General features: G+C 64.4%; 24 protein-coding genes and 1 tRNA gene. 12 read left to right on the top strand and 13 right to left on the bottom strand.

What is annotated here, in order from left to right:
* Nucleotides 1-26 precede the first annotated feature (26 nt).
* From A6W98_RS03630 to A6W98_RS03620, 3 genes are all read right to left on the bottom strand, one after another.
* Nucleotides 27-224 (bottom strand): hypothetical protein, encoded by a 198-nt coding sequence (locus A6W98_RS03630; protein WP_042458048.1) that lies wholly within the window; start codon nucleotides 222-224, stop codon nucleotides 27-29.
* Entirely contained in the window at nucleotides 224-910 is a 687-nt protein-coding gene (locus A6W98_RS03625) for a hypothetical protein (RefSeq protein WP_042458045.1), read from the bottom strand. Before A6W98_RS03625 ends, A6W98_RS03630 begins: the two co-directional genes overlap by 1 nt.
* A gap of 79 nt (nucleotides 911-989) precedes the next feature.
* Complete coding sequence (locus A6W98_RS03620) at nucleotides 990-1,457, bottom strand: hypothetical protein (protein ID WP_042458042.1); 468 nt, start codon at nucleotides 1,455-1,457, stop codon at nucleotides 990-992.
* Between the two features lie 414 nt (nucleotides 1,458-1,871).
* On the opposite strand from A6W98_RS03620, the gene A6W98_RS03610 reads away from it, so the two are divergent.
* From A6W98_RS03610 to A6W98_RS22095, 3 genes are all read left to right on the top strand, one after another.
* The gene (locus tag A6W98_RS03610) at nucleotides 1,872-2,558 is read left to right on the top strand and encodes a S24 family peptidase (RefSeq protein WP_042458036.1); all 687 of its coding nucleotides are present in this window, start codon (nucleotides 1,872-1,874) and stop codon (nucleotides 2,556-2,558) included.
* Between the two features lie 232 nt (nucleotides 2,559-2,790).
* Complete coding sequence (locus tag A6W98_RS03605; protein ID WP_196760239.1) at nucleotides 2,791-3,186, top strand: hypothetical protein; 396 nt, start codon at nucleotides 2,791-2,793, stop codon at nucleotides 3,184-3,186.
* 714 nt (nucleotides 3,187-3,900) lie between these two features.
* Nucleotides 3,901-4,026, top strand: a complete 126-nt coding sequence (locus tag A6W98_RS22095; RefSeq protein ID WP_264580115.1) for a hypothetical protein — start codon at nucleotides 3,901-3,903, stop codon at nucleotides 4,024-4,026.
* A 1,060-nt stretch (nucleotides 4,027-5,086) separates the two neighbouring features.
* On the opposite strand, the gene A6W98_RS20780 is transcribed toward A6W98_RS22095, so the two are convergent.
* The 3 genes from A6W98_RS20780 to A6W98_RS03595 form a co-directional block, all read right to left on the bottom strand.
* Nucleotides 5,087-5,845 carry a hypothetical protein gene (locus A6W98_RS20780; protein ID WP_155734705.1) on the bottom strand — a complete coding sequence of 253 codons (759 nt, stop codon included), beginning with the start codon at nucleotides 5,843-5,845 and terminating at the stop codon, nucleotides 5,087-5,089.
* A 515-nt stretch (nucleotides 5,846-6,360) separates the two neighbouring features.
* Complete coding sequence (locus A6W98_RS03600) at nucleotides 6,361-6,756, bottom strand: hypothetical protein (RefSeq protein WP_042458030.1); 396 nt, start codon at nucleotides 6,754-6,756, stop codon at nucleotides 6,361-6,363.
* Nucleotides 6,757-7,173: 417 nt separating this feature from the next.
* Nucleotides 7,174-7,680, bottom strand: a complete 507-nt coding sequence (locus A6W98_RS03595) for a ClbS/DfsB family four-helix bundle protein (protein WP_042458029.1) — start codon at nucleotides 7,678-7,680, stop codon at nucleotides 7,174-7,176.
* A 107-nt stretch (nucleotides 7,681-7,787) separates the two neighbouring features.
* Here A6W98_RS03595 and A6W98_RS20775 point away from each other — a divergent pair, with 107 nt between their 5' ends.
* Nucleotides 7,788-8,426 carry a DDE-type integrase/transposase/recombinase gene (locus A6W98_RS20775; protein ID WP_196760238.1) on the top strand — a complete coding sequence of 213 codons (639 nt, stop codon included), beginning with the start codon at nucleotides 7,788-7,790 and terminating at the stop codon, nucleotides 8,424-8,426.
* 415 nt (nucleotides 8,427-8,841) lie between these two features.
* Nucleotides 8,842-8,917, top strand: a tRNA-Thr gene (locus tag A6W98_RS03585).
* A gap of 727 nt (nucleotides 8,918-9,644) precedes the next feature.
* Here the strand turns inward: A6W98_RS03585 and A6W98_RS03580 are convergent.
* The 3 genes from A6W98_RS03580 to A6W98_RS03570 form a co-directional block, all read right to left on the bottom strand.
* The gene (locus A6W98_RS03580; protein WP_042458026.1) at nucleotides 9,645-11,033 is read right to left on the bottom strand and encodes a heme biosynthesis protein HemY; all 1,389 of its coding nucleotides are present in this window, start codon (nucleotides 11,031-11,033) and stop codon (nucleotides 9,645-9,647) included.
* Nucleotides 11,034-11,045: 12 nt separating this feature from the next.
* Nucleotides 11,046-12,275, bottom strand: a complete 1,230-nt coding sequence (locus tag A6W98_RS03575) for a COG4223 family protein (RefSeq protein ID WP_052677899.1) — start codon at nucleotides 12,273-12,275, stop codon at nucleotides 11,046-11,048.
* A gap of 81 nt (nucleotides 12,276-12,356) precedes the next feature.
* Complete coding sequence (locus A6W98_RS03570; protein ID WP_052677898.1) at nucleotides 12,357-13,079, bottom strand: uroporphyrinogen-III synthase; 723 nt, start codon at nucleotides 13,077-13,079, stop codon at nucleotides 12,357-12,359.
* A 78-nt stretch (nucleotides 13,080-13,157) separates the two neighbouring features.
* Here A6W98_RS03570 and tsaD point away from each other — a divergent pair, with 78 nt between their 5' ends.
* From tsaD to A6W98_RS03550, 4 genes are read left to right on the top strand one after another with little or no spacing between them, the layout of a single operon-like run.
* Nucleotides 13,158-14,243 (top strand): tRNA (adenosine(37)-N6)-threonylcarbamoyltransferase complex transferase subunit TsaD, encoded by a 1,086-nt coding sequence (gene tsaD, locus A6W98_RS03565; protein WP_042458023.1) that lies wholly within the window; start codon nucleotides 13,158-13,160, stop codon nucleotides 14,241-14,243.
* The gene (locus tag A6W98_RS03560; protein ID WP_042458020.1) at nucleotides 14,240-15,205 is read left to right on the top strand and encodes an NAD(P)H-dependent glycerol-3-phosphate dehydrogenase; all 966 of its coding nucleotides are present in this window, start codon (nucleotides 14,240-14,242) and stop codon (nucleotides 15,203-15,205) included. The genes tsaD and A6W98_RS03560 overlap by 4 nt, the downstream gene beginning before the upstream one ends.
* Nucleotides 15,206-15,207: 2 nt before the next feature.
* Nucleotides 15,208-15,480, top strand: coding sequence for a YciI family protein (locus tag A6W98_RS03555; RefSeq protein ID WP_042458013.1), 273 nt, complete (start codon nucleotides 15,208-15,210; stop codon nucleotides 15,478-15,480).
* Nucleotides 15,480-15,893 (top strand): EVE domain-containing protein, encoded by a 414-nt coding sequence (locus A6W98_RS03550; RefSeq protein WP_042458010.1) that lies wholly within the window; start codon nucleotides 15,480-15,482, stop codon nucleotides 15,891-15,893. The genes A6W98_RS03555 and A6W98_RS03550 overlap by 1 nt, the downstream gene beginning before the upstream one ends.
* 15 nt (nucleotides 15,894-15,908) lie before the next feature.
* Here A6W98_RS03550 and A6W98_RS03545 read toward each other — a convergent pair whose 3' ends face one another.
* Nucleotides 15,909-16,769, bottom strand: coding sequence for an MBL fold metallo-hydrolase (locus A6W98_RS03545; RefSeq protein WP_042458007.1), 861 nt, complete (start codon nucleotides 16,767-16,769; stop codon nucleotides 15,909-15,911).
* 336 nt (nucleotides 16,770-17,105) lie between these two features.
* Nucleotides 17,106-17,447 carry a DUF2853 family protein gene (locus tag A6W98_RS03540; RefSeq protein ID WP_042458004.1) on the bottom strand — a complete coding sequence of 114 codons (342 nt, stop codon included), beginning with the start codon at nucleotides 17,445-17,447 and terminating at the stop codon, nucleotides 17,106-17,108.
* Nucleotides 17,448-17,622: 175 nt separating this feature from the next.
* On the opposite strand from A6W98_RS03540, the gene trpB reads away from it, so the two are divergent.
* Nucleotides 17,623-18,825, top strand: a complete 1,203-nt coding sequence (gene trpB, locus A6W98_RS03535) for a tryptophan synthase subunit beta (RefSeq protein WP_042458002.1) — start codon at nucleotides 17,623-17,625, stop codon at nucleotides 18,823-18,825.
* A gap of 82 nt (nucleotides 18,826-18,907) precedes the next feature.
* On the opposite strand, the gene ahcY is transcribed toward trpB, so the two are convergent.
* Nucleotides 18,908-20,302 carry an adenosylhomocysteinase gene (gene ahcY / locus A6W98_RS03530; RefSeq protein ID WP_042458000.1) on the bottom strand — a complete coding sequence of 465 codons (1,395 nt, stop codon included), beginning with the start codon at nucleotides 20,300-20,302 and terminating at the stop codon, nucleotides 18,908-18,910.
* Between the two features lie 111 nt (nucleotides 20,303-20,413).
* Here ahcY and A6W98_RS03525 point away from each other — a divergent pair, with 111 nt between their 5' ends.
* The gene (locus tag A6W98_RS03525; protein ID WP_042457998.1) at nucleotides 20,414-21,004 is read left to right on the top strand and encodes an HD domain-containing protein; all 591 of its coding nucleotides are present in this window, start codon (nucleotides 20,414-20,416) and stop codon (nucleotides 21,002-21,004) included.
* On the opposite strand, the gene A6W98_RS22090 is transcribed toward A6W98_RS03525, so the two are convergent.
* A complete protein-coding gene (locus A6W98_RS22090) occupies nucleotides 21,001-21,135 on the bottom strand; it encodes a hypothetical protein (RefSeq protein ID WP_264580075.1) in 135 nt (44 codons plus the stop codon). The genes A6W98_RS03525 and A6W98_RS22090 overlap by 4 nt on opposite strands.
* Before the next feature lie 100 nt (nucleotides 21,136-21,235).
* Here A6W98_RS22090 and A6W98_RS03520 point away from each other — a divergent pair, with 100 nt between their 5' ends.
* Nucleotides 21,236-22,132: a LysR family transcriptional regulator gene (locus A6W98_RS03520; RefSeq protein WP_052677897.1), complete on the top strand. Its 897-nt coding sequence runs from the start codon at nucleotides 21,236-21,238 to the stop codon at nucleotides 22,130-22,132.
* The last annotated feature ends 6 nt before the right edge of the window (nucleotides 22,133-22,138 follow it).

The following is a 22,138-nucleotide window of genomic DNA, read 5'->3' as shown; positions in this document are numbered from 1 at the left end:
TCTGAAATGCTCGTGGCGGTGCAGGCTCATACCCGGCCCGCCCTGATCTGCGCCCGGGCGAGGGCCTTGTCGAAAGCCTCGCGGATCGCCTTTGTGGAGTTGCTCTCGGGCTCGCCCGCAAGCCGCGGGTGCAGCGCCACGCGCAGCCCGTGCACCTCGTCCAGAGGCATGCGGATCACGGCTTCGGCGTTCTCGATGCTGACCTTGAGGGTGCGTGTGGTCATTACAGCAGCGCCTCCTGCTGTTCCCCGCCTTCGCGGAACAGGCGCCGATAAACGGTCTCGCCTTGCCAATCTGCATCCCAGACCGCCCAGATGTTGCGCTGGGGCGGGCTGCCGCCGCCGCGAAAGTCGATCTTCCAGCAGCAGATGTAGACGCGGGACATGGGAAACTGCTCGTGCAGGGCATCCATCCCGTTGATCCGAGCAGCAGGCCAGTCCGCGTTCAGCAGCATGGCGGTGTAGCGCGGGCGCAGGGACATGGTGTGCCGAAGCCACCGGCCGCCACCGTCGCGCGCGTTGACCTCGCAATAGGGCGGGTTGGTCACGATGACCGGCGCGGGGGCCGTATCGAAGTCATAGAAGCTGCGCAGGGAAACGCCCGGGAAGCCCCGGCCGACCAAATCGGATGCCGTGACATCGAAGCCCCACCGGCGCATTTCCCGCACCATATGGCCGCCGCCTGCCGCCGGTTCCCAGATGTGCCCGCCGAGTTGTCGAATGCGCGCGCCCTCGACCGCGAGAAATGCGGCAGTCGCGTCCGGAGGTGTGGGGTCATAGTCCAGCGGATCGCGCCCTTCTTCGGGAACGCGCTGGATCGGCAGGTCGACAAATGCTTCCGCCTGCCGGAGATCGATCCGCGCCTTTGGCTTTGTGGCACGGAACAGGGATTTCGCAGATGCGACTGTCATGCCGCCCCCTTGCCCCCGGCCGCCGCGCGAAATGGCGCAGAGCCGGGGGCCGTGCCGCGAGTGGATTCGATACGGGGCGTCATGCCGCCCCCCGCTGCTTGCGAAGGATCGCGATCGCAGCGTCGACAACGTCGCGTGCTTCCGCGCATTCCTTCTCAGCCTCTTCGAAATTCTTGGCGCTCGCGTTCGCGGCCGCCCGGATCATCGCGGACTGTGCCTCGCCGCATTCCTTCGCGACGATGCTGCAGTGGGAAAGCAAGCTGGTGACCTTCGGATCGGCATGGATCGGCTGGAACACTCCGCCCGCCAGCGCCGCGAAATGGTGCGCGAAGACGGCGGCGGCCTCGGGGCGGGCCTCCGAAAGCGCGTGGGCGTAGTTGAGCCCGAGACCGCCCGACCGCTTTCCGCTGCGGGGCAACTCGCTGAAAGAGGAAAGCGTCGACATGGCCAGGTTGAGAATGCTCGACGACGTTTTCAGGCCGCCCGCCGCCTCGTAGGCGCGGTAGACCGCATCTTGGATACTGTCGTGGGGGTTGTTGCGGGCCATGCCGAAAAACCTCGGGTCTATTTCGATTGCTGTTCAGCCGCCCCACACGCACTCTCGGCGCATGGAGCAAAGCCGTTTTCATCGTTCATTTGAGGAATGGGGGACCGGGGGCGCGGCATCAGGCGGCGTCCCCGGTGGGCGTTGGGATGAAGTCCGCAGGGGAGAGGGGGACGCCCCTCTCGGCGGCGAGTTCAAGAAGCTTCGGAATGTGCCTGTATGGCACGAGGCCGTCCGTGCCGCCCCGCTCGCGCGATGCCTGCCACATCGACACCCGCGTTCGGTGAATGCCAATGACTTTCGCTACTGCGGAGGGGCCGCCGAGGGCCGAAATGATGGTGCTAGCCGGTTCCATATATCCGATGTAGCGATTTTAGCTACCTGCCGCAATATGGCTTGTAGCGATTTTCGTTACAGATGATGGTTGGCGCCGCGGATATGCTGTTCGCTGACATGGCTCCGCGAACCCCGATATCAGCGCCCCTTAACGAGTGGCTCATTCAAGCTCTGGATCACTCCGGGCTGAGCCAGTCGGCTTTGGCCGAACTTCTTGACGCGCGCGTGCAGAAGAAGATCGACCGCTCGATCATCAACAAGATGACACTGGGCAAGCGAACGATCTCGGCCGAAGAAATGCTGTTGATCTCTGAGATCACTGGCTTTGACCTTCCTAGCGATACGGCTCGGATCGCTACCATAGCCATCGCAGGGAAGGTCGGCGCAGGCGCGCGGGTGCCCGTCTTCGACACCTACGAGAAGGGAGACGGGCCGCAGGTCGAGTGTCCGCTGGGTCTGTCGCCACACAACATCGTGGCGGTGGAAATCGAGGGCGACAGCATGGAGCCGGTCTATTCGGCCGGCGATCTGCTGTTCTACACCCGCTGGTCGGACGGAAGCGTGCCCAGCGAGGCGGTAGGCAAGCGATGCGTTTGCGAGTGCGAAGAGGGGCTAGGCTGGGTGAAGGTTGTTCGCCCAGGACGAGACCATGGCACCTTCGACCTTCACAGCTTCAACGACCAGACGCCGACGATGTACGGGGTCCGGCTCAAGTGGGCGGCACCGATTAAGCTGCACTGGCCGGCCGAGCTAGCGCGCAAGGTCTAAGCGTTGGTACCGATGGGCGGTGAGCTGCCGTTCGAGACCGTTCCCAAGCATCGGCTGAACTGACCTGAACCGGACCTTCATCGCAACGCAACCCTCGCGCGGCGGACCTTGGCACTCAGGGCGGAAGCGGAAGTTCGCCGCGGGCGCAAGATCAGAGCACGTCACCGTGCAAAGAGGACCTTGAGGCATGTTGCGGCGCATAGCGTCGCTGACCAAACAAGAGGTCCGTGTGATGCAGAAAAGCGACGCCGCTCGGCTGGTCATTTCGGAGCCATTCGCAGATCCGCGCGGAATGGGGTTCACTGCTACTCTGACACAGGTTTTCGGTCTTTCCACGACCTTGGATCTGGCGACGCAGCAGCAGATAGATGATCGGAACGCGCTTGCTCGCATCGAGCAGCGCAGCGACGCACAGCAGAAGGAGCTGATCGCCATCAACGAGAAGCTGAATAGGCTGGGCTTCATGAATGAAAGCCGCGAACCCTTGTACCAGGAGTTCTTAAGTGCCTGGCAAGACGTGCGCTATGCAGATCGACCTCCTTTGACGCCTGAAGCAATAGCGAAACGGCATGAAGCAATGAAAGACTTGATAAGGCAGTTAACGAGTAAAGCGGAGCAGTCACATTGATCTACGTTCGCCGTGATCCCGCTCTCATTCCCGAGAAGGTTCTAAAGGTTGCTGAGCGTGCTCAGGCGACTCTTGAAACCTTACCGCCTGATGAGCGAGTAGCCTTCATCAAAAAGAAGTCGCACGTTTGGACCGGTTTCAAAAAATACTTGTCCAGGATGTCCTACGGAAAATGCTGGTATTCCGAAAGCCCGATCTACCTGCATTGAAGGAGGCAAGGCTGCAGGTAATGCGGGAAGTTCAAGGGCTGTTTGAAGCTCTACTGGATACAGTAACTACGGCAAATGAGTTTCCGCCTGCCGCTGATCGTTTGCCAGTGCCACAACAAGCAGACCTGATAACTGCAAGGACTATGCCGAACAGCCCATACGCGTTGGCAGCCAGAAGCCGATTGATCGAACTAGGGGCGCCTGAATTGATTGCTCGACCGGAGGATTACCCTGCGCCCGTGAATTAGGCGTCTCTCTCTACACCATGCGTCGAGCGGCCGTTCTCGGCAGGGGGCGCACGGCTGCAGGCCAACGGCAAGACGCTACCACGCAGAAAGCCGCACTCCGCGGCCATCCCGGCCCCGCCTCACGCGGGGTTTTTCATGCTGTCACCCCGGCGCTGATTGGGTGACAGCATGTTGTAGCGGAAAAAGCTACAAACCATGTTGCCAAAGGTAGCGATTATCGCTACATATCTTCTTGCAACAACAGCAAGGGGGTTCCCATGAGCAACACCGAATATCCGCTGACCTGGCGCGGCTTCGCCCTCGCGCTGTTCATCGCCGGGACCCAGCTCGGGCTGATCGCATCGGCTTTCCATTTCTTCGCGTCCCTGCGGGAGGCGATGTGATGACCGCAGCCTTTCGTGCCTCCACCGCCGAGGCTGCCGTCCCGAACCGGCGAAGCGGCTCGCCTTATAACCGGGGGGACGCTGATCGGTACGAGGCACCGGCGGGGCTGGTCGATCCCACGCTCATTCCCGGGTAGGAGTCGGCCATGTCGTTTCTCCTGTCATTTTTGCGCTGACGGCGTGGTATCCATCGGGCTGAGAGAGCGTGGCGACCTGCTGTCCCCAGAGGGCGACCAGTCCCGCGTCAGCGCGTGACCAGGGCACTCGGGCTGACCTTGAAGGTCGAGGCGCGGCCTGAAACGAAAACAGGGGCTCGCGTTCCCGCAAACCCCTGACGATGATGCCAATCTGGCACGCGCTGGATTCGCTGTCAATCCTTTGCTCGGGCTGGCAAATGCACATCAAGAGGAACAAAGATGTCCCGCGCGAAACAGCCGTCGCCTCATGAATTCGATGGCGACATCCCGGACCTGTCGACGCCCGAATGGCAGGAACAGTTTAAGAACGCCAAGTTGCAGCGCGGACAGGTGTCGAATGTCGTGCGAAAGCGACTCGAAGCTCCGGTTTTCTGGGTTGCGACAGCGTGTTGTGGCAAGCAATCCCGACCCAACCGCCGAGCATTTTCGACCCAGACCGGACCTTGGACGCTGGACAGGGGAAGGTCCGCTATGCGGGAGATTGTATTGAAAAACTCGCTTGCGGGGCCGCAGAGCACAAGCTCACGGGACATGGTTCCGCTTTTCTGCGATCCAGCCTCGTAAATGGACCTTTGCTGCCCCTGTGAAGAACGGCGTTCCAAACTCAGACGACCTCTCAACCGCGGCCGGAGTTTTTCAACACAATCCGGGACGAAGCTGACCTTCGACGAACGGCAGCTACCGATCTGGACAAAAACCGTCGCTTTTGAACTCTTGAGGCAAACATTGGCAGTTCAACGGCTTAGCCGTTGAACTGCCCTCCTTTGAGTCCATGAAATTCTCGCAAGTTTTTGAAGATGAGGGTTGAGAGAAATAGATCAGCTCTGCTGGCTCGTAATTGTCGTTGTTTAGCAGGGATAATATTAGAGCCCTGAAGCAAGAACTTCGGCCAGATCAGCTACCGCCTCCTTGTCTCTTACCGTTGCAAATCGGACACCATTTGGGCCCTGAGAAGCCGTATATGGAATCATTCTAGCGAAAAGAACGGAGCCGTCCGCATTAGTCACATCAATCTGATTGGTGTCGCTGATTTCGAATTTAAGATCGCCACGGGCAGTGGAAACAGTTCTCGAAGAAAATGTCGCTCCAGCAGCTGCCGTCTTGTCAACCTCTACTCTCAGCGAATTTCCAATTGTCACCTCGGAGACCAGGACCAATACTACGTTATCTTCAAGCCTAAAGTTCTCGTCCAGTTCAAGTGAGCGGTACCAGCGTTCTTTGTCAGCGCGAATTTCGTTGAGTAGTGCTGCCAGGGGATCTCGGAAACCTTCCGACGAAAGTGCTTTGCCCGCAACACTTGAGCGACGTGCGACCTCCAGGCTGAGGTTCGATATCTCTGCTTCGGTCAGTTCTACGTTCCCTGAGACTTCAGCACCTTGTTTAAAGGTAACGGTTTCGTCACGCTCCGCAGAACGTGGTATCAAGGGGTGTTTGTCTGGATCAACAAAATTGACTCGGCGAGCTGTCTCACTTGACCTGTCCCACAAATAGACATTCCCGAGAGAAACTTCACTCCTGTTAATGTAACCTTTGGAGGTCAATGACCCCGAAACGCCAAGTTGTGCTGGATTGCAAGCGGAAAGAAACGCCAATGCACCAGCGGCCAAAATCGTGTATTTCATATGATGTCCTTGCCAGCAGCTTCCCAAGTAAATCAGTATTGTGAGGAGCATTACGCTTTTCGCCGGCGTTTTCAAGCTTGCGATAAAATTCTCCTATATGGAGAGTGCCGTAGGCTGTGAGCGTAAGAACTTCCTTGCATTCGGCCGACGAGGTGCTTGAACGCCCAAAACGGTGGTTTCTGTTCCTCCCTAAGCGGGCCTGCGTCTTCAGAAGGTTCGCCGGGACAGAACCCCAAGGCAAAACCCACGTGTTCTCGCACGTTTTTGGCTGCTCGAGAGAGCGGCCGTTCGCTGCAGCCTGTCGAATGCGAAGGTCGGGCTCCTTCCAGCCGTTCGCTACGCGCTGTCCGAACGACCGCTGTCGGCTTAGCGTAGGACTTCACACTCTCCCGCAAACGACCCGTGGAAAGGCGACCAGCCGCCGATCGACGGCTGATCGGCGGGGTGGCCTTCGGGCCCGCCCGTCGCCCTGACGCGCGGCGCCGGCCGAGGCTGGCGACCCACTCTCCCCTCGTTTACGCGCTCATCACGAGCATCTGCGTGAGAGCCACGAAGATCAGTATCATCGCGATCGCGAACACCACTCCGTATGGGTCTTTCAACCCCTGTCGGCCGTGGAATCGGTCTTCGCCAATCCACCCTGCAAAAGCGAAGATGAAGACCGGGACCGAGATGGTGAACATGCCAATGGCGGCTGCACCGAGGATCACCCCAAGGAAAATCGTCCATCCGTTTCCCCATCCGAGCCCCAGCAAAGCCAATTCTCCCAGCTTGCCGGCTACGCCCAAGGCACCGGCCCCGAGAAGGACCCGGGAGATTATCTTGGTGTAGCCAGCGGCGTTCACTTCGACCAAGGGCTTCAGCTCGTATCTGCTAGGCGCTTCGCCGCTATTCTGTTCGTTGTCGTTCACAGTGTTCTGCCTCTTCCTAGCTTCGATTCCAGAAGTATCGACGCGAACGGTGAAAATTCAAAATTCCTCGCAATAGAGCTTGTTGGCCCCTCCTCGCACGGTCTCCGCCGTGCGCTTGGCGCCCTACTCGGCCCACGCTTCGCGCCGGCCTCCCCGAGCACTGGCTCCCTGCCATCCCTTCGGCCTAGTTCGGCGTCGGCCGTCTCCTCCGGAGCCAACCGCCGCTGCGGCCGAATGGTCGGGCAGCGGCCCAGGTCTCGGCCCTGCGGGTGACGGTCCCCGGTGCGTTTGGACGGTATCACATAGCTCTGCCCTATTCGTCAGAGGCGTTGCCTCTGACCGGGCGCTCTACGCCGAAGCGGTCACTCCCTACGACTGGCGCGAGCGTCGGCAGTGCGGGACGAAGTGGCCGTTCGCCTAGCTTACAACCTTCAACCATTTCCTGATGCGCACGCGCGCATTCGCGTAGGGCGACGAGGTATTGAACTGGACCATCCGCCCCTTCGTCCACTTGCCATACCAAGGGTGGCCATAAAGCTCGTCGTTCGTCCGGGATGAAATCGTTTCGACCAGCCTGAGATTGGTTGCCGCAAGGCCGGTCAGGAGCTCATGCCAGTCGAGATGCTGGTAATCCGCATAGAATTTCTGGGCCAGTGAGCCGAGTTGATTCCACTTGAAACCGGTTTCGGGAAGCTCCAAGGCCTCGCCACGATCATCCCGATCCAACCATTTCAAAACGAGTTCATTCCAGCCAAGCAGATAGGCCACCAGATCGGCGGGGCTCATCATCGTTCCAGCGGCATGGCCCTCCATGGAGGCCGTGCGTGCAAGCTCCGGTGGCACACGCTCTAGGTCGTATATCAGGTTGCCGAATGTCGTTGAAATCGCATCCAGAAGTTCGGCTTTCGATACCGGCACGCCCATACTGTTCCCTTACGCATTTTGATCCGAAGTTAGGCCCGACGCGCATCATCGCCAATGATAGATACGGGCTCGCTCCCATCCCGAGGCGGACGGTCTACTACAAGCCGGTGAAGGCTGCGCCTAAGGTCGAGGCCCGCTTTTCCGAGCCGATCAAGAAGCTGATCGAGGAAGAGCCGTCCTTTGGCTATCGGACCGTGGCTTGGCTCCTGGGGTTCAACAAGAACACCGTGCAGCGGATCTTCCAGATCAAGGGCTGGCAGGTGCGCAAGCGTGCCGTGGGCATGCGGCCTCGCATCCAGGCCGTGCCGTCGGTTGCGGCTGCGCCGAACGAGCGCTGGTCGACGGATCTCGCCCGTATCTGGACGGGCAAGGACGGCTGGGCTTCCTTGGCGTTGGTGATCGACTGCCACAACCGAGAGTTGCTGGGCTGGCATCTGTCGAAGTCCGGCAAAGCCACGACCGCCAGCGCCGCCCTCGAGCACGCCCTGATCGCCAGGTTCGGCACTTTGGGCAAGGTCGAGAAAGAGTTCCTGCTGAGGTCGGACAACGGTCTGGTCTTCACCAGCCACCACTTCACCAAGATCGCCCGCAGCTACGGTCTGAAGCAGGAGTTCATCACCCCACACTGTCCCCACCAGAACGGCATGGTCGAACGCTTCATCCGGACGCTGAAGGAGCAATGCGTGCATCGCCACCGTTTTGAGACCATCCAGCACGCGATGCGCGTCATCGGTGAGCAGGCCTGAGCCAGGCGTTGTTGCATAATCGAAGAAATCAGAGACTGCAGCGGCTTGTAGGAAGAACTTCTTGCTTGCCAAGCAGCGTAATATCCTGCCTCGAAAGCCGCTCGGCTACGCAAGATCCTTCGACTGTCCAACAAAGCCCCTGAAGCAGATCAACCGCCTGTGCAATGCACGCGCTCCGACCGCCCCGCCAGACGGCCGATCCAACTGCGGATTCGCGTTATGATCACGGGTCCCGAGCATGCCATTACTTGGAATATGACCCAGGGGGGCGGGGCAACCGAGGCCATATCGCCGACGCGGAGAGCCTCAGGTCTCGCGAAAAAGAACTCGCCGCCCTGTTCCGTACGGAACAGGACATCCCTTCCTGTTTCCGCTTGATCGGCTCGACCGATACGTTTAAACGCACGGTCGGTCCGCCTCAATAGCTCAGCTGGTAGAGCAGGTCCTTCGTAAGGACAAGGTCGGGGGTTCGAGTCCCTCTTGAGGCACCACTCCCCTGCTTCGCAAAACCATCCGATTGTTGCGGGTTATTCCCCGAACTGGACAGGAAAACGGAAGCGCCGATACGTCAAAGGCTGCCGCTATAAGGCCATCAAGGCGCGGTTTTCGTCCGTCTCGACGTCTCGTGAAGCGGTCGGTATTTGCCTGCTCAAAGAGCGCGACGCCGAATGTGTGCCATAATCCCCGAGCGGACATGGCTGGCCTTTCCGGCGGCCCGTCGAACATAAGCCCATACGATCCGAGCTAGGTGTTGTCGCATAGCGATGACTTGAGCCCCCTTAGCCATCGTCTTCGGACGACGCCGACGTTATGGGCAGGCGAGCATGGTCCCAAACAGGAAGGGCCAGCCACTCGGCCCAGCCAGACGCAGCAGGCTCGAGAGCCTTCCAACAGTCTCACCGAGCCGCAGGTCGGGCAGGCCCTCGATCGACAGACGGAACCTGTTTGCTGCATCCGAGAACGCCGTAGTGCGGCCCGGGCGGCCGTCATGCGGCGAAAAGCAGACTGGCCGGACAAGTTCGTCCTACGGTAGCGGGCGCGTGATGGATTACCGCTGTCGGCCGCCTGACCGCAAGGTTTCACAATGCGACACTCTACGGTCACGTCCTGCAACAGCGCCGTGTCACACCAACGGGCGAATCCTATTACGCATGCCGGGCGACACCGGCAGTTTGACGGGCTCCACCCTCCCCGAAAGGAGGGCAGCCCCGCTCCGTTCTATTCCGCCGACTTTTGGAACCCGCCGCCGACCAGAAGCGGCAGCATGTCCGAAGCGCCGCCAAGCCCCGCAGCGGCCGTTTTCCAGGCCAGCGTGTCAAAGCCGCTGCAATGCCCGCAGACCGGCGTCCAGGCCGAATGCACCGTGCCGCAGCTCTCGCAGACCCATTGCGGGCCCTGCGGCGCGCCGATGGCCTTGGCCAGATAACCGCGCACCACCTCGTCATCGGCGCCGAGCCCGCGCTCGATCGCCGCCATCAGCGCCAGCGCACGCGCCGTCGGCGCCGTCTCGGCCAGATCGCCCAGCGCCTTGCGCGCGGCCGGGAAATCCTCGGCGGCAATCGCAAGTTCCGCCGACAGCATCCGGGTCTCGGGATCGTCAGGACGCACCTCCGTCAGCGCCACGAAACGCTGGATACGGTCCTGCGGCGTCTCTTCGGGCACAAGCTCTGCGAAGGCGGCCGCGAGATCGGGATGCGGCTGTGCCTCCCAGGCGCGGCGCAGCACCCGCACCGCCTGCTTGTCGCGGCCCTGCACATTATAGGCCCGCGCCGCCATTACCGCGGCGGGCACCAGATCGGGCGACAGCTTGTTGGACTCCATCGCCAGGTCGCGCGCGCGCGGCTCGTCGCCATCGACCATGAGGTCGCGCGCTTCGCAAAGCGCCAGGATCGCGTCGCGCCGGCGGTGCAGATCGCGCGGAATGTTGCCATGCCGCAGCTTGGCGTTCAGGGTCTTGCGGGCACCCTTCCAGTCCTCGGCGCTGGCCTGCAGCTGCAACAGCGCGGTCTGGGTCTCGGCATGGCGCGGTTTCAGCGCGAAGGCCTTCTCGGCCAGTTTCAGCGCGGTCTCGCTGTCGCCCTCGGCCAGCTTCTGCTTCATCAGCCCACGCACGCCGACGAAACGGGTGCGGTCATCGCCCAGAAGCTTCTTGTAGATGTCGCGCGCCCGGCTCTTGTCGCCCAGCATCTCGGCCGCCTGAGCCGAAAGCAGGTTGGTCAGGTCGGGCCGGCGCAGGAAGCGCTCGGCCTTGGCCGCGTTCGACATCGCCAGCCGGGCCTCGCCCGAGGCCAAAGCCAGCATGCCATCCGCCAGCGCCTGGAAACCGCGCCGCTCGCGCGAGCGGCTGAAATAGCGGCTGATCGCGGTCTCGTCGCCATTGAGAAAGCGCACCAGCGCCACCAGGAACCCCGCGACCCTGAGCAGAAGCCAGACGCCAACCAGCGTGAGCAGCGCCAGGATCACCGCCTGGACCGGGCCCAGCACGAATTCCATATCCGCGACCGACACCCGCAGGCCCGACCCGGTCTCCATCAGGAGACCGGCGCCATAAGCCAGCGCCGCGACGAGGACCACGAAGAAAAGGATCTTGAGAAGAGACCAGAGCATGTTCGCGCGTCCTCAGTTGCTGTTCAGCGTTTGCTCGAGGCTCTGCGCGGCCTCCACGGCATCGGCCCGGGCGCGGGCCGCGTCGATCCAGCCCGCCATCTCGGCGCGGGCCCCGTCATCCAGCCCGTCAAGCTCGGACAGCGCCGCCCGGAGGTCGCCCTCGCGCAGCGCCGCCTCGGCCCGCGACAGGACCGCATCGGCATCGTCGCCCTCTTTCGGGGTCAGCGAGCGGACGCCAAGCTGGCTGCGCAGGAAGGCCGCGAACTTGTCTCCGACACCGCCCGCCGCCTGTTCCTTCAGCGCGGTTTCCAGTGCGTCACGGGCCGCGGCCGGGAAACTGTCCTGCAATTCGGGCAGGGTCTCGACGCCCTTGCCGGCCACTGCCGTCAGGGCCTCGGGCACCTCGATCGCGCCGAACTGCCCCATGGCGCTGTCGAAGGGCGCGCCATCGGCCAGCGCCGCGTCGATCCGCATCAATGCCGCGCGGGCCTCGACCTGGGCCGCACGGTCCATCGCCTGGCCGATATCGGCCTGGGCTTTCTTGGCCACTTCCTGCACCGAGGCGCTGAGTTCGGCATTCTGTTCGCGCATCTGCGCGATCTGGTCCTCATAGGCCTTGAGCGCGGCCGCCGCCTCGCCGCTGGCCGCCGCGGCAGGCGCCTCGGCAAGCTCGGTCACGCGGGCGTCGATCCCGGCAAGCTGATCGGCGATCTTGCCGATCTGCTCCTGCAAGGCAGAGATCTGCGGCGCGATTGCGTCATCGGCCCCGGTCCCGGAGGGGCGCTCGGCCAGCGCCGCCTCGATCCGGTCGAGCCGCGCGCCGGTCTCGGTCAGAACCGCCATCCCCTTGTCGCCGATCCCGGCGCTGGTTCCGGGGAAGGACCAGCCCTCGGGCTGGATGTATTGCGCGGTGGCAAAGCCGATCCCGGCCGCCAGAACGCCGCCCAGAACGGGCGCGACGGCCCCGACAAGGCCGCGCTTCGGCGGAACCGGTGCCGCCGCCGGGGCAGGGGATACGGCCGGTTCAGAAGGCCCGGTTTCAGAGACCTCTTCGGCAGGTGTATCGTCTTCGCTCGGCGTTTCGTCGCGCGGCGGCTCCGTATTGACGTCCTCGTCCGTCTCGTCGCGGTCGCGCGCCGTGCGGATCGCCGTTTCCAGCCGACCTTCGCCGGTCTCTCCGCCGCCTTCGGGTTGCGACGTCCTGGTGTCCTCGGAATCGGTTTCGTCTTCGGTTTTAGCCACGGGAACCCGCCTTTCGATTCGCTTCGTCTGAGACCGCGCATCGCGCACCGTCTCACACATTAAAGACTAGCCGTTACCTGCTCAAGGCACGCCAACGGCACCCATTACCGCAGCCAGACCGTCCATCATCGCGGGGGCATCGGGCCGTTCGGCCTCGATCAGGACCTCGGGCCGGGGCCCGTCCCAAGAGGCCGTGACCGCCGCGCTCATCGTCACCAGCGCGAAGCGGCCGCCCAGGCCGCGCAGCCATTCGGCGACCAAAAGGGCCGAGCGCGGCGAGAACAGCGGCAGCAATGTCAGGGGCGCGGCCTCGATCTCGGCCGCGATGCCGGGCGGGAAGGGCAGGGCCTCCTGCGCATAGACGATGCGTTCCTCGGTCGGGATGCCGATCGCGCTGAGCGCCTCGGCCAGTTCGACCCGGGCATGTTCGCCGCGCAGATGCAAAAGCGGGCCCTTCGGCGGATCGGCGGAGAAATGCGCGATCATCGACGCCGCTGTTCCCTCGGCCGCGGTGGCGCGGAACCCGACGGAACGGGCGGCATCGGCGGTGCGCTCGCCCACGCAATAGGCGGGCAGATCCCGCCTCTCGTTGACGGCGGCCAGCGCGGCGACCCCGTTCTCCGAGGTGAACAGCAGCCCCGCGAAACCGTCGAGCGACACCGGATCGGGACGCGGCACGATGTCAAGCACCGGCGCCGTGCGGATCGCGATGCCCGAACCGAAGCGTTTGACGAAGTCCCCGGCGAAGCGGGCCGACTGGAGCCTGGGGCGGGTAAGCAGAAGCAGCGGGGGATGCTGGGTCAAGGCGGACCTCCTCGCGGGATTGTGCCTGTGGTCCCCGTGGTGTTACCTGCCCACCGACAGGCACGCAACGGCAGAGCCATGGCGGAAACACTCACGATCCTTGGGCTGGAGAGCAGCTGCGACGATACGGCCGCCGCCCTCGTGCGCCAGAATGCGGACGGGCGCCCCGAAATCCTGGCCTCGGTGGTCGAGGGCCAGACCGCATTGCATGCAGCCTACGGCGGCGTGGTGCCCGAGATTGCCGCGCGCGCCCATGCCGAACGGCTCGATCTCTGCGTCGAGCGCGCGATGGCCGAGGCCGGGCTGGGGTTCCCGGATCTCGACGCGGTGGCGGTCACGGCCGGGCCGGGCCTGATCGGCGGCGTGCTGTCGGGGGTGATGGTCGCCAAGGGCATCGCCGCCGCAACCGGGCTGCCGCTGGTCGGCGTCAACCATCTGGCCGGGCATGCGCTGACGCCGCGGCTGACCGACGGGCTGGACTTTCCCTATCTGATGCTGCTGGCCTCGGGCGGGCATTGCCAGTTCCTGGCGGTCTCGGGCCCCGAGGATTTTGCCCGGATCGGCGGCACCATCGACGACGCGCCGGGCGAAGCCTTCGACAAGACCGCCAAGCTGCTGGCCCTGCCCCAGCCCGGCGGCCCGGCGGTCGAACGCACGGCCGAAACCGGCGATCCGGCACGCTTTGCCTTTCCGCGACCGCTGATGGACCGGCCGGGCTGCGACATGTCCTTTTCCGGGCTGAAGACCGCGCTGCTGCGCGCCCGCGACCGGATCATCGCCGAAAAGGGCGGGATCACGGTGCAGGACCGCGCCGATCTTTGCGCCGGATTTCAGGCGGCGGTGCGCGACGTGCTGGCGGGCAAGGCCTCCCGGGCGCTTTCCGCCTGTCCCGAGGCGACCGCGCTGGCCGTCGCCGGCGGGGTCGCGGCGAACCGCGCGATCCGGGCCGCGCTGGAGGATCTGGCCAGGACGTCCGGGCTGCCCTTCGTCGCGCCGCCGCTGAAGCTTTGCACCGACAATGCCGCGATGATCGCCTGGGCGGGGCTCGAGCGCTTTCGCCTCGGCGCCCGCGACGACATGGCGCTTGCCGCCCGGCCGCGCTGGCCGCTTGACAGCAGAAGCCCCGCGCTGATCGGGGCCGGCAAGAAAGGAGCCAAGGCATGACAGGCATCGGAATTGCAGGGGCAGGGGCCTTCGGCACGGCACTTGGCGTCGTGCTGGCACAATCCGGGCGCAAGGCAACGATCTGGGCGCATCAGGCGGCTTTTGCCGACCGGATCCGGAGCAGCAACGAGAACCCGCGCCTGCCCGGCGTCGCCCTGCCCGAAAACCTCTCTGTCACCTCCGAGATCGCGGATATCGCGGAGTGCGACCTCGTGCTGCTGACCACGCCGATGCAGGCGCTGGCAAGCGTTCTCGAAACCCATGGGCCGGTGCTGAAGGCGCGCCACATGGTCGCCTGCTGCAAGGGCGTCGATCTGGCCACCGGGCGCGGCCCGAGCGCGATCATCGCCGAAAGCTGCACCGGGGTCGTGCCCGCCGTGCTGACGGGCCCCAGCTTTGCCGCCGACATCGCCCGCGGGCTGCCGACCGCGCTGACGCTGGCCTGCGCCGATGCAAAGGCGGGTATCGCGCTGCAGGAACGGCTGTCGACGCCGACGCTCAGGCTTTACCGCAGCAGCGATACCGTGGGCGCCGAGCTGGGCGGCGCGCTGAAGAACGTCATGGCCATCGCCGCGGGCATCGTCATCGGCACGGGGCTCGGCGAAAGCGCGCGGGCGGCGCTGATCACCCGGGGCTTTGCCGAGATGCAGCGCTTTGCCCAGAGCTATGGCGCCGAGCCCGAGACGCTGGCCGGGCTGTCGGGCTTCGGCGATCTGGTCCTGACCTGCACCTCGCAGCAATCGCGCAATTTCGGCTATGGCGTGGCGCTGGGGCGGAATACCTGGTTCGACCCCGAGATCACGGTCGAGGGCGCGGCCACCGCCCGGGCCGTCGCGGCCATCGCCCGGGCGCGCGGCATCGACATGCCGGTGACGCAAAGCGTCGCCCAGGTCATCGATGGCCATCGCAGCATCGAAGAGGCGGTCAAGATCCTGCTGAGCCGCCCCCTGAAGGAGGAATGACCATGTATTTCGCGCTGATCTGCCGGGACAAGCCCGGCCATCTCGAGATCCGCAAGGCCAATCGCGAGGCGCATCTGGCCTATGTCGCCGAGACCGGCGTCGTGACGCAGGCCGGGCCGTTCCTGGATGAGGCGGGCGAGATGTGCGGCTCGCTGGTGATCCTCGATGTCGAGGACAAGGCGGCGGCCGAAGCCTGGGCCGCGAACGACCCCTATGCCGGGGCGGGCCTGTTCGAAAGCGTCTCTGTGCAGGCCTGGAAGAAGGTCGTCGGCTGATGGCCTTCTGGCTGTTCAAATCCGAGCCCAATACCTGGGGCTGGGACGATCAGGTCGCGAAAGGCGCGGCCGGCGAGGAATGGGACGGCGTGCGCAACTATCAGGCCCGCAACAACATGCGGGCCATGAAGATCGGCGATCGCGGCTTCTTCTACCATTCGCTCAGCGAGAAGGCCGTGGTCGGCATCGTCGAGGTGATCGCCGAGGCCCATCCCGACAGCAAGGCCGACGATCCGCGCTGGGACTGCGTCGACATCAAGGCGGTCGCGCCCTTGCCCCGGCCGGTCACGCTGGACATGTGCAAGGCCGAGCCGCGGCTGGCCGACATGGTCCTGGTCAACAATTCGCGCCTCTCGGTGCAGCCGGTGACCGAGGAGGAATGGCGGATCGTCTGCGAGATGGGCGGGCTCTGAGGGCCCGCCCGGCGCTCAGAACCGGTTCAGCGGGATCTTGAGATAGGACCGCCCGTCATCCTCGGGCTCGGGCAGGCGACCGCCGCGCAGGTTGACCTGCAGCGCGGCCAGCATGCGGTCGGGCAGAGACAGGGTCGCATCGCGCGCCTGCCGGGTCTTCAGGAAATCCTCGCGCGTCGCGCCATCCAGATGCACGTTCCGGCGCTGCTCGGCCACCGTCGCCATCGGCTGAACCGCCGCGCCCTCCTCGGGGTAATCATGGCCGATGAAGATCCGCGTCTCGTCCGGCAGGGACAGGAGCCGCCCGAGCGAATCGTACAGGACCGAAGCGCTGCCGCCCGGAAAATCCGCCCGCGCGGTTCCGGCATCGGGCCGCATGAAGGTATCGGCGACGAAGGCCGCATCGCCCGCCAGATAGCTGACAGAGGCCAGCGTATGGCCCGGCGTCGCCAGCACCCGCAGCGTCAGGTTGCCCAGCGCGATCTCGTCGCCATCGCGAAACAGCCGGTCCCAGTCGCGCCCCCCGGCGGGGAAGGCGTCGGGCAGGTTGTAAAGCTCGCGCCAGAGCGCTTGCACCTCGATCACCCGCGCGCCGATGCCCCGCCGCGCGCCCAGCGCCCGGCCGAGATAATGCGCCGCCGAGAAATGATCGGCATGGGGATGGGTGTCGAGCACCCAGCCGATCCTGAGCCCCTCGGCCCGGACATGGTCGAGAATCCGGTCGGCATTGGCGGTCGTGACGCGGGCCTCGGCCGGGTCGAAATCGAGCACCGGGTCGATCACGGCGCCGTCGAGGGTGGCGGGGTCATGGATCACATATTGCAGGCTGCCTGTGGCCTCATCGTGGAACGATGTCACAACGGGCGAAGCTGTCATGGGAAATTCTCCGGTCATTCTGGGCGTCCGGGGGATCATTATCCCCCATGGACGAGAACAACCGACAAGGCGGAGGGTTCCGCCGGAGACGATGCGGCAAAGCCGGAGCGGGAGGTTATGAATGGAGGGTTCCGCAAGCGCAGAACCCTCCATCACCCCACGTGCACCCTGGCGCACCACACGTGAATTCTATGAGGGCCTGCCGTCCTGGCGGGCATGAGATGACCATATGCCGACCACGCCCTTTGTACAAACCCAATGTCTTCGGCATTTTATACGACTTTTGGGAAACAGTGGCGCGCCGAGACCGCATCCGGTGCCCCCGCCAGAAGGCTGTCAGCCGTAGATCTGCTCTTTGCCGAAATGGCGGGTCAGCATGTAGTAAAGCACCGCGCGATACTTGTGCGGGTTCGAGACGCCATAGGTCTCGATCGCGGCATGGATCGCCTCGGTCAGGTCGGGACTGTCCGGCAGACCCAGCTTGCGGATCAGGAAATTGGTCCGCACCGTCTCGATCTCGCCCGGCTGGTGGGCCGCCACAAGCTCGGCATCGGCATCGTAGATCGCCGGACCGCAGCCGATGGTGACCTTTCTCAGCAGATCCATGTCGGGCTCCATACCGCATTTCGTCCTGAGATCCTGCGCGTATTTCTCTATCAGCGCGTCGCGTTTGCCCATCTCTCCACCTCCTTCTTCCCCGATGGCCTCGCAGCCCCCCCCGAGCCTAGGCGCCCCCGTTTGCCTGGCAAGAAAAATCCCGGGCCGCGGCGCCGGATGTGTCGCTTTCGCGTCTTGAGACCGTCGGGCGCAGGGTGTCTGATCACTTTCGGCCAGGACAGAGTGGAAAGACGACATGACCTACCTCAAGACCACACCGACGCGAGACGGCTTCTTCGGCAGCTATGGCGGCGCGATGCTGCCGCCACCGCTGGAACCGCATTTCGCCGAGATCCGCAAGGCCTATGACCGGATCTCGAAATCGGCCGATTTCATCCGCGAGCTGCGCTATATCCGAACCCATTTCCAGGGGCGGCCGACGCCGGTCTCCTATCTCAGGAATCTCAGCGAGCTTTGCGGCGGCGCCCAGATCTACGCCAAGCGCGAGGATCTGAACCATACCGGCGCGCACAAGCTGAACCATTGCATGGGCGAGGGGCTTCTGGCCAGGTTCATGGGCAAGACCAAGCTGATGGCCGAAACCGGCGCGGGCCAGCATGGCGTGGCGCTGGCCACCGCCGCGGCCTATTTCGGCATGGAGTGCGAAATCCACATGGGCGAGATCGACATCGCCAAGGAGGCGCCCAACGTCACCCGGATGAAGCTTCTGGGGGCCGATGTGGTGCCGGTGGGTTTTGGCGGTCGCTCGCTGAAAGAGGCCGTGGACAGCTGCTTCGAAAGCTATATCGCCCAGGCCGATCACGCGCTTTTCGCCATCGGCTCGGTGGTGGGGCCGCACCCGTTCCCGATGATGGTGCGCGACTTCCAGCATGTGGTCGGTGTCGAGGCGCGCGAACAGTTCCTGGACATGACCGGCGAGCTGCCCGACATGGTGGCGGCCTGCGTCGGCGGCGGCTCGAACGCGATGGGGATCTTCTCGGGCTTCCTCGAGGATGACGTCGCGCTTTACGGGGTCGAGCCCGCAGGCACCTCGTCCAATCTGGGCGATCACGCCGCCTCCATTGCCTTTGGTGAGGATGGCGACATCCACGGGTTCCGCACCATCGTCCTGAAGGACGCGAATGGCGAGCCGGCGCCGGTGCACACCGTCGCTTCGGGGCTCGACTATCCGGGCGTCGGGCCGGAACATGCGCATCTGCACCGGACCGGGCGGGTCACCTACACCACCGCCGACGACAAGGAAGCGCTGAACGCCTTCTTCGAGCTGTCGCGCCGCGAGGGCATCATTCCCGCGCTGGAAAGCGCCCATGCGGTGGCCTTCGCGATGCGCGAGGCCAGGGCCAATCCGGGCAAGTCGATCCTCGTCAACATGTCGGGCCGCGGCGACAAGGATATCGACTATGTGACCGAGACATTCGGCTTCGGCGAGGCTCTCTGAGCCCGGCGGCCCGATCCCCGTAAAGCAAGGCGCCGCCCGGATATCCGGACGGCGCCAGCCGCGCGCAACATGCGCGCGAGGATCAGTAGCGGTAATGCTCGGGCTTGAACGGGCCTTCGGGCGTCACGCCGATATAGGCGGCCTGCTCGGGCGTCAGGGTCGACAGCTTGACGCCGATCCGGTCCAGATGCAGCCGGGCGACCTTTTCATCCAGATGCTTGGGCAGCACATAGACCTGATTTTCGTACTGGTCGCCCTTGGTGAACAGCTCGATCTGCGCCAGAACCTGGTTGGTGAAGGAGGCCGACATCACGAAGGACGGGTGGCCGGTGGCATTGCCCAGGTTCAGCAGCCGGCCTTCGGACAACAGGATGATCCGCGCGCCCGAGGGCATCTCGATCATGTCCACCTGGTCCTTGATATTGGTCCATTTGTGGTTCTTCAGCGCGGCCACCTGAATTTCATTGTCGAAATGGCCGATATTGCCGACGATGGCCATGTCCTTCATCTCGCGCATATGCTCGATGCGGATGATGTCGCGGTTGCCGGTGGTGGTGATGAAGATGTCGGCCGAGGACACCACATCCTCCAGCACGACCACCTCGAAGCCGTCCATCGCCGCCTGCAGGGCGCAGATCGGATCGACCTCGGTCACCTTCACCCGGGCACCGGCGCCGCGAAGCGACGCGGCCGAGCCCTTGCCGACATCGCCATAGCCGCAGACCACGGCGACCTTGCCCGCCATCATCACGTCGGTGGCGCGGCGGATACCGTCGACCAGGCTTTCCTTGCAGCCATACTTGTTGTCGAATTTCGACTTGGTGACGCTGTCATTGACGTTGAAGGCCGGGAAGGGCAGCAGGCCGTTCTTGTGCAGGTCATAAAGCCGGTGCACGCCGGTCGTGGTCTCTTCCGAGACGCCCTGGATGGCGTCGCGCTGTTTCGTGAACCAGCCGGGGGTCTCGGCCATCCGCTTGCGGATCTGGGCGAACAGCGCCTCTTCCTCTTCCGAGGTCGGGACGGCGATCAGGTCCTCTTCGCCATTCTCGACCCGCGCGCCCAGCAGGATGTAAAGCGTGGCATCGCCGCCATCGTCGAGGATCATGTTGGCCGTGCCCTCGGCGAACTGGAAGATCCTGTCGGCATAATCCCAGTATTCCGGCAGCGTCTCGCCCTTGATGGCGAAGACCGGCACCCCGGCCTCGGCGATCGCGGCGGCGGCATGATCCTGGGTCGAGAAGATGTTGCACGACGCCCAGCGCACATCGGCGCCCAGCGCCACCAGCGTCTCGATCAGCACGGCGGTCTGCACCGTCATGTGCAGCGAGCCCGCGATCCGCGCGCCCTTCAGCGGCTTGGCCTCGCCGTATTCCTCGCGGAGCGCCATCAGGCCGGGCATTTCGGTTTCGGCAATGTCCAATTCCTTGCGACCGAACCCGGCCAGCGCGATGTCCTTGACGATATAGTCCGGCGCCATGGCGCTACTCTCCTCGTAATTGTCGGCTAGAACGGCACATACCATCACGCGGATGGCTCGACAATGCGGCCGCGCCGTGGCAATCGGACGTCCCGGGAGAAACGGATCACCATGAAACAAGCGCGTGCATGGCAACGCATGCTGTCGGGGCGCAGGCTCGACCTGCTGGACCCGACGCCGGTCGACATCGAGATCGAGGACATCGCCCACGGGCTTGCCTTCGTGGCGCGCTGGAACGGCCAGACCCGGGGCGACTATCCCTATTCGGTGGCCGAGCATTCGCTGCTGGTCGAGGAAATCTTCTGCCGGATCCAGCCCGAGGCGCCGGTGCGCTGGCGACTGGCGGCGCTGTTGCATGACGCCCCCGAATACGTCATCGGCGACATGATCTCGCCGGTGAAGGCCGCCGTTGGCCCGAGTTATGGCGAGCTCGACAAGCGGCTGGCCTCGGCAATCCATATCCGCTTCGGCCTGCCCGCCGCGGTGCCGAAGACCGTGAAGGCCAGGATCAAGCGCGCCGACAGCCTGTCGGCCTGGCTCGAGGCGACCCAGATCGCGGGTTTCGCGCCCGCCGAGGCGAACCGGTTCTTCGGTCGGCCCCGGCCCGATCTGATCGAGGGGCTCGAAATCCGGCTGCGCCCGCCGGTCGAGGTGCGCACGGCCTATACCGCCCGCCATGCCGCGCTGATGGCGCGTCTCTAGCGCAACCGCCGGGGGGCGGGGCGGCGCGGCAGATGCACCTCGGGCACCACCGGACGGTCGGGCAGACGGTGATTGATCCGGTGTTCCTGGCGCGAGGCCAGCAGAAGCATATCTGACAGGATCCCGAACATCGGTGGCTCCTTTCCTTCAAGCGTTACCCTGTTATTGTTACGCTTCGAAGGGAATCTCCGAGAGTCAGGAATTCTTTTGCCCTGTAAATCCAGCTAACAGATGACCGATATCGACTGGACCCGCCTGCCGCCCCTGACGGCGCTGCGCGCCTTCGAGGCGACCGCGCGGCTGGAGAGCTTTTCGGCGGCCGCGCGGTCCTTGAACGTGACCCATGCCGCCGTCGCCCAGCAGGTGCGGGCGCTGGAGGATCATCTGCAGCTGGCTCTGGTCCGGCGCGACAGCCGCGGCATGACCGCAACGCCCGAGGGCGCCCGGCTGGCCGCGGCCCTGGGCGAGGCGTTCCGGAAGATCCAGGAAGGGATCGACGAGGTCCGGGCGACCGAAGATGCCGCGCCGCTGAAGATCTCGCTGACGCCCGCCTTTGCCGAGAACTGGCTGATGCCCCGGCTTGGCAGCTTCTGGGCCACGCATCCCGAGATCGAGCTGGCCCTGATCCCCTCGACCGCGCTGGCGGATCTGCGGGCCGGCGGCTATGACATGGCGATCCGCTACGGTTCCGGCGCATGGCCGGGGCTCGAGGCCGAACTGCTGACCAGTACCCGCTTCGTCGTCGTCGGAACGCCCGAGCTGACGGGCGATCCCCGGCCCGGAAGCTTTGCCGAACTGACCCGCTTCACCTGGCTGACGGCGCAGGATTCCCCGGAACAGGCGCTATGGGCGGAAAGCACGGGGCTGAGCTGGACGCGGGTGCGCGCGACATCCTTCCCGACGACCGGCCTGTCGCTGGCCGCGACGCGCGCCGGCTACGGGCTGTCGATCCAGCCGATCACCCTGGTCGAGGACGATCTGAGGGCGGGCCGACTCGCCGCGCTGTTCGAGCAGGAATCCCTCGGGCTCGGCTATCACATCGTGACCCGGCCGGGACATCGCCCACCCCGGCTGCGCGCCTTCATCGGCTGGCTGCGACAGGCGGCGGGGCCGCAGGCCGGGATCTGACGGCCC

The organism is Rhodovulum sulfidophilum DSM 1374 (assembly GCF_001633165.1).
GTDB classification, from domain to species: Bacteria; Pseudomonadota; Alphaproteobacteria; order Rhodobacterales; family Rhodobacteraceae; genus Rhodovulum; species Rhodovulum sulfidophilum.
Note: the sequence above shows the minus strand (reverse complement) of the source record. Positions and strands in the feature narration are given on the sequence as shown.

Coding starts and splice junctions, on each gene's coding strand:
- A6W98_RS03550 (WP_042458010.1), top strand. CDS start 15,480: ATGGCCTTCTGGCTGTTCAAATCCGAGCCCAATACCTGGGGCTGGGAC.
- A6W98_RS03605 (WP_196760239.1), top strand. CDS start 2,791: ATGCAGAAAAGCGACGCCGCTCGGCTGGTCATTTCGGAGCCATTCGCA.
- A6W98_RS22095 (WP_264580115.1), top strand. CDS start 3,901: ATGAGCAACACCGAATATCCGCTGACCTGGCGCGGCTTCGCCCTCGCG.
- A6W98_RS03555 (WP_042458013.1), top strand. CDS start 15,208: ATGTATTTCGCGCTGATCTGCCGGGACAAGCCCGGCCATCTCGAGATC.
- A6W98_RS03580 (WP_042458026.1), bottom strand. CDS start 11,033: ATGCTCTGGTCTCTTCTCAAGATCCTTTTCTTCGTGGTCCTCGTCGCG.
- A6W98_RS03525 (WP_042457998.1), top strand. CDS start 20,414: ATGAAACAAGCGCGTGCATGGCAACGCATGCTGTCGGGGCGCAGGCTC.
- A6W98_RS22090 (WP_264580075.1), bottom strand. CDS start 21,135: ATGTTCGGGATCCTGTCAGATATGCTTCTGCTGGCCTCGCGCCAGGAA.
- A6W98_RS03620 (WP_042458042.1), bottom strand. CDS start 1,457: ATGGCCCGCAACAACCCCCACGACAGTATCCAAGATGCGGTCTACCGC.
- A6W98_RS03560 (WP_042458020.1), top strand. CDS start 14,240: ATGACAGGCATCGGAATTGCAGGGGCAGGGGCCTTCGGCACGGCACTT.
- A6W98_RS03595 (WP_042458029.1), bottom strand. CDS start 7,680: ATGGGCGTGCCGGTATCGAAAGCCGAACTTCTGGATGCGATTTCAACG.
- A6W98_RS03630 (WP_042458048.1), bottom strand. CDS start 224: ATGACCACACGCACCCTCAAGGTCAGCATCGAGAACGCCGAAGCCGTG.
- A6W98_RS03625 (WP_042458045.1), bottom strand. CDS start 910: ATGACAGTCGCATCTGCGAAATCCCTGTTCCGTGCCACAAAGCCAAAG.
- A6W98_RS03520 (WP_052677897.1), top strand. CDS start 21,236: ATGACCGATATCGACTGGACCCGCCTGCCGCCCCTGACGGCGCTGCGC.
- A6W98_RS03610 (WP_042458036.1), top strand. CDS start 1,872: ATGATGGTTGGCGCCGCGGATATGCTGTTCGCTGACATGGCTCCGCGA.
- A6W98_RS03545 (WP_042458007.1), bottom strand. CDS start 16,769: ATGACAGCTTCGCCCGTTGTGACATCGTTCCACGATGAGGCCACAGGC.
- A6W98_RS03540 (WP_042458004.1), bottom strand. CDS start 17,447: ATGGGCAAACGCGACGCGCTGATAGAGAAATACGCGCAGGATCTCAGG.
- tsaD (WP_042458023.1), top strand. CDS start 13,158: ATGGCGGAAACACTCACGATCCTTGGGCTGGAGAGCAGCTGCGACGAT.
- A6W98_RS20780 (WP_155734705.1), bottom strand. CDS start 5,845: ATGAAATACACGATTTTGGCCGCTGGTGCATTGGCGTTTCTTTCCGCT.
- ahcY (WP_042458000.1), bottom strand. CDS start 20,302: ATGGCGCCGGACTATATCGTCAAGGACATCGCGCTGGCCGGGTTCGGT.
- trpB (WP_042458002.1), top strand. CDS start 17,623: ATGACCTACCTCAAGACCACACCGACGCGAGACGGCTTCTTCGGCAGC.